Raw genomic sequence first — 12,825 nt, forward strand, 5'->3', positions numbered from 1 at the left:
CCTTCAATGATAAAGAGCTATCTGAAAATTGCAACCAGAAATCTCCGTGCTAATAAAACCTATACCATTTTAAATATTGCGGGACTGACCCTTGGCGTTTCATGTGCCATTCTGATCTTCATTTTCCTCCAATATCACCTTAGTTTTGACCAGCACCAGCCGGATGAGAATCGATTGTATCGCGTCGTTCTGGATCTTCATCTTGAAGAAAACACGGAACATGAGCCCGGGTCATCAGTTCCTCTGGGCGCTGCACTGACACGAGATTTTCCTCAAATTGAAAAAGCTGGTTTTATTGGTAAAATGCCAGATGTTACTATCTCGGCAGAAAGCGGGAAGGATACAAAACGGTTTATTGAAAAGTCCAATACCGCTTATGCTGATTACAATTACATAAATATGTTCGCACTTGACTGGCTGACGGACTTTGATATCTCATCCATGAAAGAACCCTCCACTGTTGTGATCAGCGAGAAAATTGCGTTAAAATATTTTGGCAAAAAGGAGGTAAGCGGGAAAATTTTGCGTTTGAATAATGCAGTTAATCTTAAAATTGCTGGTGTTTTCACAAGCCAGGATCGTCCTACTGATCTTGATTTCGAAATTTTAATTTCGCTTCCCACTTTGAAAATAATAGATCCTGAATATGACCAGCAACAATTTGGATGGATCAGCAGCCGAAATTACACATTTGTCAAATTGGCATCCGGAAGTGACCATAAACTGTTAGAAAAGCTTGTTCTTCGAAATGGCGCAAAGTATTATGGAGCAGATTCGAAATATTATCAGCATAAATTTCAACCGTTGTCCGAGATTCACTTTGACGAAAAATATGATGGGAAAATCAGTAAATCTATCCTCTGGATTTTGGGCGGAGTTGGCGTGTTTTTGTTATCAATCGCCTGCATTAACTTCATAAATCTGGCAACGGCTCAGGCATTAAAAAGGGCAAAAGAAATTGGCGTCCGAAAGGTTTTAGGAGGCACACAACAGCAGCTTTTCTGGCAATTTATGAGTGAGACCGCTCTCATTGCTTTCAGTTCCTCCATACTGTCTGTGATTTTAGTGGCAGCGCTTATGCCTTTCATGAACAATCTTACACAAACCAGGGCTTATCATCTAAGCGTTTTGTTTCAAACCCAATTTTTACTTTTTTGGTTTATTTCTCTTTCAGTAACAGTTTTAATAGCCGGATTTTACCCTTCTGTAATAATATCAGGTTTCAGTCCAGTCTCAGCTTTAAAAGGAAAAATTGGAAACAGCCAGGTTGGCGGATTGGGTTTACGCCGTTCCCTCGTCACAGTTCAGCTCGCGATCGCACAAATTCTTATCATAGGATCACTGGTTTTATACCTCCAACTGAAATTTTTCAGGAATGCAGATATTGGTTTTGATCAGCAAGCGGTTGTCACTCTTTCACTACCAAAACAGGACGCGACTCACAAAATTACTCAATCCTTAAAACAAGAACTTTTACAGTATTCAGACATAGTCTCAGTTAGCTATCAATTTGAAGCACCGACTTCGACGATGGGATATGGCGGATCTGTGCGTTTCGACAATCGCCTTGAATGGGAGAAATTTGTAATACGCGACCGGTTCGGAGACGAAAACTATCTGGATACTTATAAAATGAAGCTTATGGCCGGCCGCAGTTTTATGGATAAAGATTCGGTGACTGAATTTGTTATAAATGAAGAGCTTATGCGGCGTCTTGGGATTCATGATCCGCAGAAGATTTTAGGTAAAACATTGGAAGATGGCAACTCGGGATTTAAAGGACCGATTGTCGGTGTCGTTAAAAGTTTTCATTTGAAGTCATTGCAGGAAGCCATCGAACCTTGTGCAATATTTGCAAATCCCAAATTATACAAAGAAGTGGCCATCAAAATGGATACCAAAAACCTCTCCCGTACGCTTGAAAATATTCAAAAAGCATGGTCCGAAATTTATCCGAATGAAGTTTTCGAAAATCAGTTTGTTGATGAGAAAATTGCGAAATTTTATGAAAAGGAAGAATTGTTAACTACGCTTATAGAGGCATTCGCCGGCATTGCTATCCTCATCTGCGCATTGGGATTATATGGAATGGTATCATTTATGGTTTCGCAGCGAACGAAGGAAATTGGCATCCGGAAAGTTTTAGGTGCAAGCGTTGACAGTATTGTAACGCTTTTTGGCAAGGAATTCATCGCTTTGGTGGCACTGGCGTTTATATTGTCAGCACCTGTTGCCTGGTATGCAGTGACAAAATGGCTAAACAATTTTGCTTACCGGATCGATCTCGACTGGTGGATTTTAGCCTCGGGCGGAATAATAATTCTTGCAATAACGCTCATGACAGTCTGTTACAAAGTCATAACAGCTGCGATGACCAATCCCGTCAACAGTTTAAAAAATGAGTAGACTGATGACTTTACAAAAAATTCTTATCCGTTATCAAATTTCATCTGAAAAATCAGAAGGTAATTTGATAACGGATAAATTATTTTTAATACCGATCACATATTAAGTGTATAGGTTTTACCTGCCTGAGTCGGAAAATCATAAAGTAAGGTCTCTTTAATCGGAAGTTTGTTGATTTTCGCTGCCGATGATATAATCGGATCTAAAACCGGATCTGTCTGATAAAACAAATTAGAATTTTCCCCGGTAGCGATTTTTAACTGAAAATTATTCCCATTCAATTTATTCGGAATTCGTAAGCGGCAATTTCCTCCGAGATTTGATTTGATCACTAATTTCGAGACTTTTCCATCTTTCCATTCCAGTGAAACAATATCAAAACCACCCCGTGCACGAAGTCCGCTGATACTTCCGATTTTCCAACCGTCAGGAAGCGCAGGCAAAAAGTGAATCGCGCCATCATGACTTTGCAAAAGCATTTCGGCGATACCGGCAGTACAGCCAAAATTCCCGTCTATCTGGAATGGAGGATGAGCGTCAAAAAGATTGGTATAGGTGCCACCGCCGCCTTTTTTACCTGCTACATTTACCGGAGTAAGTTGGTCTGTGATCAACTTGTATGCGCGGTTACCATCCTGAAGTCTAGCCCACCAATTCACTTTCCAGCCCATTGACCAACCGGTCGACACATCACCACGATGTTCAAGAGATGTGCGCGCCGCACCGAAAAGTTCTGGTGTCCGGTATGCCGAAAGCTGATGTGAAGGAAAAAGACCGTACAAATGTGAAATATGTCGGTGTTTATCTTCGGGGTTATCCAGATCTTCCAGCCACTCCTGTAACTGACCATGTTTGCCAATTTGCATTGGCGCTAACCGGGCTCTTTTCTCTTTTAATATTTTTACAAACTCAGGATCTATTCCCAGTACCTCGGCCGCACGCAATGTGCTTGTAAAAATGTCAAAGACAATCTGGTTATCCATTGTATGCCCGGCACCAATAGTCACATCCGGCCGTGAAGCAGGTGCGTTTTCAGGCGACATACTCGGCGCGACAACCAGCCATTTTTTTGTAGGTTCTTCTATAAGAAAATCAACGAAAAACTGCGCTGCACCTTTCATGGCAGGATAAACCGATTTTAAATAATTTTTATCTCCCGAATAATTGTATTTTTCCCAAACATGCTGACTCAGCCAGGCACCTCCCATCGGCCACATCGCGTAGAAAATCGGATCCACCGGACCAGTTATGCGCCATATATCAGTGTTATGATGTGCGACCCAACCATTTGCTCCGTACATTTCCTTTGCAGTCTGCTGCCCCGTCACTGAAAGTTCCTTAATCATCTGTACGAGCGGATCATGCATTTCCGTCAGATTTGTTACCTCCGCAGGCCAGTAATTCATTTCCGTATTGATGTTGATCGTATACTTACTGCCCCATGGAGGTCTCATTTCCTGATTCCAGATACCTTGCAGATTGGCAACCTGACCTACCGGCATACCATTTTGTGCGGGCTGCGACGACGAGATCAGAAGGTATCTTCCAAATTGAAAATATAGTGAGACCAAACCTGGGTCATTCCCGCCAGCAAACTTTTCAATTCTTTCGTCAGTGGAAAGACTGGCGGACGCAGACGTTCCAAGATCGAGCTTTACACGGTTAAAATATTTTTGGTAAGCCGTGACATGATCCTTGAAAATGGCAACGAAAGACCTTTTCTCTGCTTTCTGAAGAAACATATCCGCTTTTGTTTCAGGATTTGCTGTCAAAGTTTTATAATCAACAAAATTGGAGCCGATTGAAACCAGGATAGTTACCGCATTCGCCCCATCAACCACGATCGAAGTATCACCAGAAATTATTTCCCCTCCCTCATTTAATACTTTTACGTGTGCATTGAAAGCTACCTGCCCTTTGATTCCTTCTCTGTCACCACTGATCCCCGAAAAGATCAATTTTCCATTTTTATCTGTTATCGTTTTTCCCTTTTGCGGACTATTCAAAAAACTGGTGAAGCTCAATTTTCCTGGCTTGTCTGCGGTCAAACGAATCGCAATTACCTGGTCGGGAACAGACGCTATGACCTTTCTGGTGTATTTCACGCCATCGACGGTATAGGAAGTCGTGGCCACCGCATTTTCAATATCGAGTTCGCGGTAATAATTCGTGAACGAATCGTGACCCGAAAACTTCAAATTAAGATTTCCAACCGGCTGATACATCATGCCGTTGGCCTTCTTTGATTCAATCTTCTGCGCGGCCAACTTTTGTGCCTCGGCATGTTTTCCTTCAAAAATTAATTTTCTGATTTCAGGTATTGCCGCCAAGGCATCCGGATTATCATTCCGGTTAGGCCCGCCTGACCATACCGATGTCTCATTTAATTTCAATATTTCCTGTCCCGGATTTCCATAAACCATGGCTCCAAGCCGGCCATTACCAACCGGCAAGGCATCTGTCCAGGTATTTCCGGCAGGTTTTTTATACCAAAGTTTGAGTGTGCCCGGTTGCTGGGCGAAGGCAGAAATTGTTAATGTGAACAGGATAAAAAATGAAAAGGTCTTTTTCATGAAGAAAATTTTAGAGCGATACGTACAGAAGGCCAGACGTCGTTCGCTCTAATCATAATTATTTTTAAAAATTTAAAAAGAATCAGACTAAACTTCCGGGAAGAGGCAAATTTGCTGTTTTTTTAAAAAGCTGAAAGCGTAGTAAATAATTGATATAAAAGCCTGTGAAAAACTGTTTCCCTTATAGAGCTGACCTAAAAACAAAAGCCAAAAATGACAAGTTTTCAATCTTTATGTTTAAGGATATACCTGCCCCTGGCCTTTCCATCCAGAAGTTCTTTCAATTTTTCCGGCAACTGATGCAGATCAATTTCCTGAATCATTTCGTCGAGATGCAAAGGCTTCCAGTCCGTTGCCAGGGCGTTCCAAACTTTTCTTCGCCGGTTGATATCTGCTTGCGCTGAATCAATACCAGCCAAAGTGACACCCCGCAAAATGAATGGAAAAACGGAAGTAGCTAAGTCAGCAGAAGCTACATTTCCACAACAGGTGACCATTCCATTTTGCCTCACAGATTTAAGAATTCCGGATAAAATTGGGCCCCCAACATTGTCGACTCCCGCTGAAAAGTCAGCAGGTGAAAGCGGTTTTGTATCGTATTTTTCTAAAAATTCTTCCCGATCTAAAATTTTGCTAGCTCCCAGAACCGAAGTAAGGAAATGATTCTCGTTTTTCCCGGAAATCGCAGTTACTTCAAATCCAAGTTTTGACAAAATCGCCGTAGCCATACTACCCACTCCGCCGGTTGCGCCACTGACGACAACGGCACCGGACGTTATGCCTGCACTTATTATTTTGTCAATAGAAAGCCCGGCTGTTAAACCCGCAGTTCCCAAACTCATCGATTCTTTTAAAGAGAGACCATCTGGCAGCATAATCGCCCACTGTGCGGGTACCCGAATATATTCCCCAAAACCGCCATACGTGTTCATGCCCAGATCGAATCCCGTCACGATCACTTTGTCTCCTTCTCTAAAATCCGGCGATTTGGATTCTATAACAAATCCAGCTGCATCGATACCAGGAACATGAGGAAATTTTCTAGTTACTCCCTTATTGCCGGATGCGGAAAGAGCGTCCTTATAATTGAGCGAAGAATAACGCACTTTGATCAAGAGATCGTTTTCTGGTAAATCGTCAATTTTTAAAGATTTTATCTCATTTTTAAAAACTGCATCCTGCTGGCTAACAAGCAACGCATCAAATTCTTCCGTCATAATTTTTTTTACTAAAAATAGCCCGAGTTTCTAAGCTTTGCAACATTGAGTTAAGCTGTCAGCAATTAACATTTTATAGCCATTACAAATATCAACTCAATAAATTCCTATCTTGATAAAATAATTTTACTCCTATATTTCAAAAATTTTATGATTAGAAATTACATCGCTGTTTTTCTTATTATCCCTTACCTGGCCTGCGCCCAGACTGAAAATAAATCAGCAACATACAAGGAAAACAATGCGAAGATTCAGGTTGAAATGGACAATGTGATCCGTCCTGCAATGCAGGAATTTAATATTCCCGGAGTCGCAGTGGCAGTCACCATAAACGGAGAAAATTATTTTTATAACTACGGTTTTGCATCAAAAGAAACCCAGCAACCGGTTAGCAGCGAGACAATTTTTGAGATCGGCTCTATCAGCAAAACCTTTACTGCGACCATTGCGGCCTATGCCGAAGTTAATGGGAAACTATCTTTTTCTGAGAATGTAAGTAAATATCTCCCTGCACTCCGAGGAAGTGCTTTCGATAAGGTTTCCGTTCTGAATGCTGCTACCCACACTACCGGTGGACTTCCACTTCAATTCCCTGACGAAATAATCGATAATAATCAGGCTATCAAATACTTCAAAACCTGGAAACCCAAATTTGAAGCCGGAACGCAGCGCTCTTATTCAAATCCGGGCACAGGTTTACTCGGTATGGCAGCCGCCGCGAGTTTGGACCAGCCTTTTGAAAAGATTATGGAAAAAACAATTTTTCCGGCGCTCGGTATGATGCATAGCTATATCACTGTGCCCCAGGCGCAAATGAAGAATTATGCCTATGGATATTCAAAAACAGACGAACCAATACGCGTGAATCCTGGGCCGCTTGCATCCGAAGCTTACGGAGTTAAATCAACAGCCAACGATATGATCCACTATGTTGATGCCCATTTACAGCTTCTGAAATTAGATAAAAAACTGCAAACAGCTATTCAAAATACGCATATCGGCTATTTCAAGATCGGAGAAATGACTCAGGATCTAATTTGGGAACAGTATCCCTATCCGGTTGAAGTAAGTCAGCTTTTGGCAGGAAATTCCAGTAAAATAATCTTTGAAGATAATGTGGCGACGAAGATTAGCCCGCCCGTAAAACCGGATGCAAATGTGCTGATCAATAAAACAGGTTCAACGAATGGGTTTGGAGGTTACGTTGCTTTTGTTCCTGCTCGCAGAATTGGTATTGTGATTTTAGCAAATAAAAATTATCCTATTACTGCACGGGTTACCATTGCCCATCATATTCTTAACCAGCTCGACCGGCTGGCGCCTCTGAAAGCGAAATAATTTTGAAGAAGGAGCAAATACGTGGCCGCAATATATATTTTCTGAGAAGCTACCTAAATAACAATATCTGCGTACTGAAAATTGGTAAAACAGTGAGCAACTGGCAACTAGCCAATCGCTCACTGTCAATTTATTACTTGGTTGGTTTCTTGAAAACCGACTCGTCTACTTTGCTGTTGATGATTACTTTATTCGTGATGAATGTCATAACACCCATTTGAGGGTTCGTGATATCCATTGATCCGGCAAACTTAACGCCTTCGTAATCTTTATAATCCGAGAAAGTGATTTCGCCGTCCTGGCCGTTCATATTGGCTTTCACTTTGCTGATTAGGTATGTGTTGGCGTCAAGAAATTCGTCAATAACCTGGCCGTCTTTGGATGTAAGTTTTAAATGATAAACATCTTTTTTATCGAGTTTCTCTTTACCTACCAGCTCAACTTTATTGCCTTTTTCTTTATAATCAACCAGGCCACCAAACGGGTCAAGCTGGCTTTCCTGCTGTTTAATCTGATCTGCTGGCATATCCTCCGGCTCACCCGTGCCACCCATCATGGTAGGACGGATCATCCAGCCCTTCGCATTATCAATTACCTGAACCATCGAATTTCCCATCACGGTCGATTCGCTTCTTAGCGATTTCCCTACAACGAGCGTAGTTTTATTAGGTATTTCCATACCTTGAACAGCCATAGAGCGGTCAGTCACTAGGGTTGTAACACCTTTCAATTTATCCATGCCACCCAATGCAGCAACGTGTTTCTCAACGATTTCATCAACGGTTTGTGCGAAAGAACTTGTGGAAATGCAGGCTGCCACGAGTGCAATAAAAAGTTTGTTTGTTCTCATTGTTCAGGTCGATTTTTAGTAGGTAAAATTGCTAATTGATTAAACTGATTTATAAATAACTTTTGAATATTTATTTTGGCTGAGCTCCCGGAGCACCGCCCTGCTGTTGTCCACCGCCGCTACCATCGCTTTTCACGTCATCATTGTTAACAGATTTGGCTTTTCTTTTTGGCGCATCCATGGTCATTTTACCAATTTTATAGGTGAAAGTCAAACGAACGCCACGGTTATAAAAGTACATATCGTTAACCTGATTGAACTGATTTGAAAATAGTTCAGTATGCATTTTATACCGTTTGCTCAGGAAGTTCTCTGCCGCTAAACCAACACTTCCCTTCTTGTTGCCAAATTCCTTTTTAACACCAACAGTATAGAATCCAAATCCACCCTGTGTACCTTGAAGCTGAATTTGTGTTCCCTGCATAAATCCAAAGGCCTGCGCTCCCCAGCCATTTTTGAACTGCGCCTGGGAGAAAATCCCCCCACTAACGTTAATGCCGTTATTGCTGAGTTTTTCAACCGCATTATTTTCACCAAGCGTTTGTCCCGTTAACGTCGTATAGAAGGAATTCGCAAAAACGCCAAAATTAATTTTTGAGGTAGCAGCTATGTTGGCAAAAAGGTTAATGCCATATGCATGCTGCCGACCAATATTCTCGAAAGTTGTCACAATCGCCCCTGGCAAACTATCTGACGGCTGACGAACCTGACTGATTGCATTGTTGGTCACACGGCCGAAAAATGTCGCGTTGACAAACACTTTTTTAATGTTCTTGCTAACGCCAAGTTCAAAATTGTTCGTCAGTTCCGGCCTAAGTTCCGGGTTACCGATGGTAATATTTTGTGGGTTTGCTGAGTTAAAGTTAGGGTTAAGCTGAGCAAGTCCCGGACGCTGGATCCGGCGGTTATAACCCAGTTTCAGCGTTGTACCTTTTATCGTTTTAGATGCATTAACACTTGGAACCAAAACTCCGTAATCTCCAACGCCTATCGAACCTCCTTCGCGCGTACTTGCATCGATAAAGGTATGTTCGTAACGCACACCTCCTTTGAAAGTATATCTGCTTTTCGTTGTATAGGTGTAAGAGGTGTAACCTGCTGCAATATTCTGGTGGTATGTTAATTGGCCAGATGGCTGACTATTTTCCTTTACAAAATCTCCCGTTGCTTCGGCGATAAGAAATTGATAATCACTTGTCACCTCACGAAGAATTGCTTTTCCACCAAATTCCAGGAGTTGGTTTTTCTTGATTGGTGTTTGATAATCAGTCTGCAAAGTAAATTCCTCATTGATGCTTTTATTTTCATTTCGCTGACGCGTTGTCACTGAATTATTCCCATTTAATAAATCGGCGTCGAAATTATTTGTCAGATCGTTGCGACTATAAAGCGTTGAAATGCTCCATTCTTGCTGGGGTTTAAATGTATGCAGGTAATCAATATTGGCATCAACAGTTCCTGATAGATTTTTCGAATCAACATTTCTGCCCGAACTTTCCGTCTGACTGCCATTTCTCAGAAGCCGGGTAATCAGATCTTGCTGGCTGATCATGTTACGCACGCCGTATCGGACACCGGCTGTTATGCTTTGGTTTTTGGCAAGATCGTAGTCGAAACCCAAATTATATTGCCCAAACAACCCTTTACTATTACCGTCTCCTGTCTGACGAGTTTCGGTAGCGACGCCTTCGACAATACTGGTTTGGCTTAACTCTGATTTTGTGATCGTGTTATAAATTCCACGTCCAAATCCGCCGATAGTAAACCCAGCTTTTCCTTTTCGGTATCCTCCGTTAAGAGATAACATTGAACCGCGATTACCTACTCCGGCGTCCACATTCAGGTTGAGCCCTTGTAAACTGTTCTTTTTAGTGATGATATTAATAATCCCCCCCGAACCTTCTGCATCATACTTTGACGACGGGCTTGTGATGACCTCAACAGTTTTGATTTGATCAGCAGGAATTTGTTTCAAAGCATCGGCGACGCTGCTGGCGACGATCGTACTAGGTTTGTTGTTAATCAAAACACGAATATTCTGACTTCCACGAAGGGAAACATTTCCGTCCAAATCCACGGTTAATAGAGGTACTTTTCGTAGGATGTCCGTAGCGTCACCTCCCTTTGCGGAAATATCTTTTTCAGCGTTATAGACAAGGCGATCCACTTTCTCCTCTATAAGAGCAGCCTGTCCGGTTACAGTCACCTCATCAAGCTGTTTTACGTTAGACGATATTTTTATTGTTCCCAAGTCAAGTTCCTGACCTTTTGCCAAAGTGATATTGTCGATTGTTTTGTTTTGATATCCGATAAACGAAATCAAAATTTTAAAGTCACCGGCAACTATTTTGTTAAGAGAAAATTTCCCCTTTTCATCAGCCACGGTTCCGTCTATGGCCTGCCCGGTTTTTTTATTGTAGAGCGCAATACTACCAAATTCAATCGGTTTTGAGGCAGCTGAATCCACGAGCGTTCCTACAATTTTGGCAGTACCTTTTGGAGTCTGATCACCAGCTGTTCCTGGCAAAGCTTTCGGCTGACTCGCACCGCCAGTTGGAAACTGAGCGAACACAGGTGATAGAAAGGCAGTAAAAATAATAGCAAGGAGAAATGTCTTCATTTTTTCTAGGATTGTAGATTAACATTGTAAAAGTGCGAAAGAAATAAAGTATGCGGAAAATAAATATGATAAAGGTTGAAATAAAAAGGATGGATGATGCCAATCGCTAGATGGACTGCGGTGAGCGCAAGAAAAGTCATTCTCAGCACCGATAATTAAATTCGAATATGGGAAATTAATAATAAACTATTTATCAATTACTTATGTCTGATATTAATACATTAGATACACTTGGAGATTTACATATTAATCACCATTATTTCGATTGTAAAAGTTAGAAATACTTTTCGTCTTTGAGCTAGGGGAAGATATTCGTTTACCGAGCGAACTATCCTTTGCAAAGTTTGGTATAAACTTAAATGACAAGCAAAATTAAATGGAATTAGCTGATCGTTTAGGGCACAGAATTTGTGCAAACCTGTTTACAAATTAAAATATAATCATATGAGTACTGAAAAAGCCATTTTGGCGGGTGGTTGCTTCTGGGGAGTTGAAGAGCTTATACGGCACTATCCCGGTGTAATTTCAACCGTTGTCGGTTATACAGGGGGAGATGTTCCAAATGCAACTTACAGAAATCACGGAACGCACGCAGAGGGAATTGAAATTGTATTCGATCCAGAGAAGCTGAGCTATCGCGCATTGCTTGAATATTTTTTCCAGATCCATGATCCGACGACACGTAACCGTCAGGGAAATGATACTGGAACTTCATACCGTTCTGCTATTTTTTACCTGGATGAAGAGCAACGTGAAGTCGCAAATTCTTTAATAACAGAAATGGACGCTTCGGGTATCTGGCCTGGGAAGGTAGTAACAGAAGTTGTACCGGCTACTGATTTTTGGAATGCGGAGAAAGAACATCAGGATTACTTGCAAAAAAATCCAGGTGGATATACCTGTCACTTCGAAAGACCAAGCTGGAAACTTAGCTAGATTTAGATGTTAGCATCGATTCCAATAAATTTCTTCAGTAATTGAATTTCGTTATCAAAAGACGAAAGGTACGCTTCGACGTGCTTTTTGTCTTTGACTAGTTTATTAATTTATTATCCCAATTCGAGTCGGAGTCGCGATCGATTATAAAGTGGTAATAGCACAAAAAAAGACCATCCTTTCGAGATGGTCTTTTTTTATTGCAATGGTATTGTGGCGACTAGTCTACGCGTCCCGCCTACGCGGCCCGACCTACTTTACCAGGTTTTATCAGGAACGCCTAGTTCAAGAGAGCGTCTCCCGGTATCATCGGCGGTTCTGGCCGGGATCACGGTGATCTGGGCGCCCCCGGCTTAGCCAGCCGCGCTTAGCCAGCCGCGCTTAGCCAGCCGCGCTTAACTTCTCTGTTCCGGGGCGCGTAGCCGGGCCGGGATGGCGTACCATCGGGGCGCGCAGCCTGGGAAGAGGTAAACAACGCAAAAAAGCCACCCTATTCAGAATGGCTTTTTGTTATAATAGTATTGTGGCGGCTACCTACTTTACCAGGTTTGACCCAAGTATCATCGGCGGTTCCGGGCTTAACTTCTCTGTTCGGGATGGGAAGAGGTGAACACCGGGCCAATAGCCACCAACAAGATCTTTGTGAGTGTACAATGGTTGAATTTTGAATGAGTGAATTTTGAATGTATTCTATCATTCACTCATTATATCATTCGACATTGAATTTCATGTCATATTGGAAGCAAAAGAGAATGAGGTAAAAGTTGTGCAAGCTGTTGGGTAATTAGTACTGCTCAGCTGAATGTATTTCTACACGTACACCTGCAGCCTATCAACGTCGTAGTCTACAACGACCCTTGTGTGGAAGATTCATCTTCGGGCTAG

General features: G+C 41.9%; 7 protein-coding genes and 2 rRNA genes. 3 read left to right on the top strand and 6 right to left on the bottom strand.

Features of this window, described 5'->3' with window-relative positions; all coding sequences use genetic code 11:
- Window positions 1-6: 6 nt before the first annotated feature.
- Window positions 7-2,406: an FtsX-like permease family protein gene (locus tag L0657_RS23265; RefSeq protein WP_235153167.1), complete on the top strand. Its 2,400-nt coding sequence runs from the start codon at window positions 7-9 to the stop codon at window positions 2,404-2,406.
- 95 nt (window positions 2,407-2,501) lie between these two features.
- On the opposite strand, the gene L0657_RS23270 is transcribed toward L0657_RS23265, so the two are convergent.
- The gene (locus L0657_RS23270; RefSeq protein WP_235153168.1) at window positions 2,502-4,979 is read right to left on the bottom strand and encodes a glycosyl hydrolase family 95 catalytic domain-containing protein; all 2,478 of its coding nucleotides are present in this window, start codon (window positions 4,977-4,979) and stop codon (window positions 2,502-2,504) included.
- 224 nt (window positions 4,980-5,203) lie between these two features.
- Window positions 5,204-6,196 carry a YhdH/YhfP family quinone oxidoreductase gene (locus tag L0657_RS23275; protein WP_235153169.1) on the bottom strand — a complete coding sequence of 331 codons (993 nt, stop codon included), beginning with the start codon at window positions 6,194-6,196 and terminating at the stop codon, window positions 5,204-5,206.
- A 150-nt stretch (window positions 6,197-6,346) separates the two neighbouring features.
- Here L0657_RS23275 and ampC point away from each other — a divergent pair, with 150 nt between their 5' ends.
- Window positions 6,347-7,534 carry a class C beta-lactamase gene (gene ampC / locus L0657_RS23280; protein ID WP_235153170.1) on the top strand — a complete coding sequence of 396 codons (1,188 nt, stop codon included), beginning with the start codon at window positions 6,347-6,349 and terminating at the stop codon, window positions 7,532-7,534.
- 133 nt (window positions 7,535-7,667) lie between these two features.
- Here the strand turns inward: ampC and L0657_RS23285 are convergent, their stop codons facing one another.
- Together L0657_RS23285 and L0657_RS23290 are read right to left on the bottom strand one after the other, a co-directional pair.
- On the bottom strand, window positions 7,668-8,384 hold the full coding sequence (locus L0657_RS23285; protein WP_235153171.1) for an outer membrane lipoprotein-sorting protein: 717 nt from the start codon (window positions 8,382-8,384) through the stop codon (window positions 7,668-7,670).
- Window positions 8,385-8,454: 70 nt separating this feature from the next.
- Window positions 8,455-11,004 (bottom strand): TonB-dependent receptor domain-containing protein, encoded by a 2,550-nt coding sequence (locus tag L0657_RS23290; RefSeq protein WP_235153172.1) that lies wholly within the window; start codon window positions 11,002-11,004, stop codon window positions 8,455-8,457.
- Window positions 11,005-11,448: 444 nt separating this feature from the next.
- Between L0657_RS23290 and msrA the strand changes: the two genes are divergently transcribed.
- Window positions 11,449-11,940, top strand: a complete 492-nt coding sequence (msrA, locus tag L0657_RS23295; RefSeq protein WP_235153173.1) for a peptide-methionine (S)-S-oxide reductase MsrA — start codon at window positions 11,449-11,451, stop codon at window positions 11,938-11,940.
- Window positions 11,941-12,461: 521 nt separating this feature from the next.
- Here msrA and rrf read toward each other — a convergent pair.
- Both rrf and L0657_RS23305 read right to left on the bottom strand, forming a co-directional pair.
- Window positions 12,462-12,573: ribosomal RNA gene (rrf, locus tag L0657_RS23300) — 5S ribosomal RNA — on the bottom strand.
- Window positions 12,574-12,704: 131 nt separating this feature from the next.
- Window positions 12,705-12,825: ribosomal RNA gene (locus tag L0657_RS23305) — 23S ribosomal RNA — on the bottom strand; the annotation flags it as partial.

The sequence above is a fragment of the Dyadobacter sp. CY345 genome, assembly GCF_021502725.1.
Lineage (GTDB): Bacteria > Bacteroidota > Bacteroidia > Cytophagales > Spirosomataceae > Dyadobacter.

Excerpts from the sequence above, each read along its gene's own strand:
- L0657_RS23265 (WP_235153167.1), top strand. The coding sequence starts at position 7 with ATGATAAAGAGCTATCTGAAAATTGCAACCAGAAATCTCCGTGCTAAT.
- L0657_RS23270 (WP_235153168.1), bottom strand. The coding sequence starts at position 4,979 with ATGAAAAAGACCTTTTCATTTTTTATCCTGTTCACATTAACAATTTCT.
- L0657_RS23275 (WP_235153169.1), bottom strand. The coding sequence starts at position 6,196 with ATGACGGAAGAATTTGATGCGTTGCTTGTTAGCCAGCAGGATGCAGTT.
- ampC (WP_235153170.1), top strand. The coding sequence starts at position 6,347 with ATGATTAGAAATTACATCGCTGTTTTTCTTATTATCCCTTACCTGGCC.
- L0657_RS23285 (WP_235153171.1), bottom strand. The coding sequence starts at position 8,384 with ATGAGAACAAACAAACTTTTTATTGCACTCGTGGCAGCCTGCATTTCC.
- L0657_RS23290 (WP_235153172.1), bottom strand. The coding sequence starts at position 11,004 with ATGAAGACATTTCTCCTTGCTATTATTTTTACTGCCTTTCTATCACCT.
- msrA (WP_235153173.1), top strand. The coding sequence starts at position 11,449 with ATGAGTACTGAAAAAGCCATTTTGGCGGGTGGTTGCTTCTGGGGAGTT.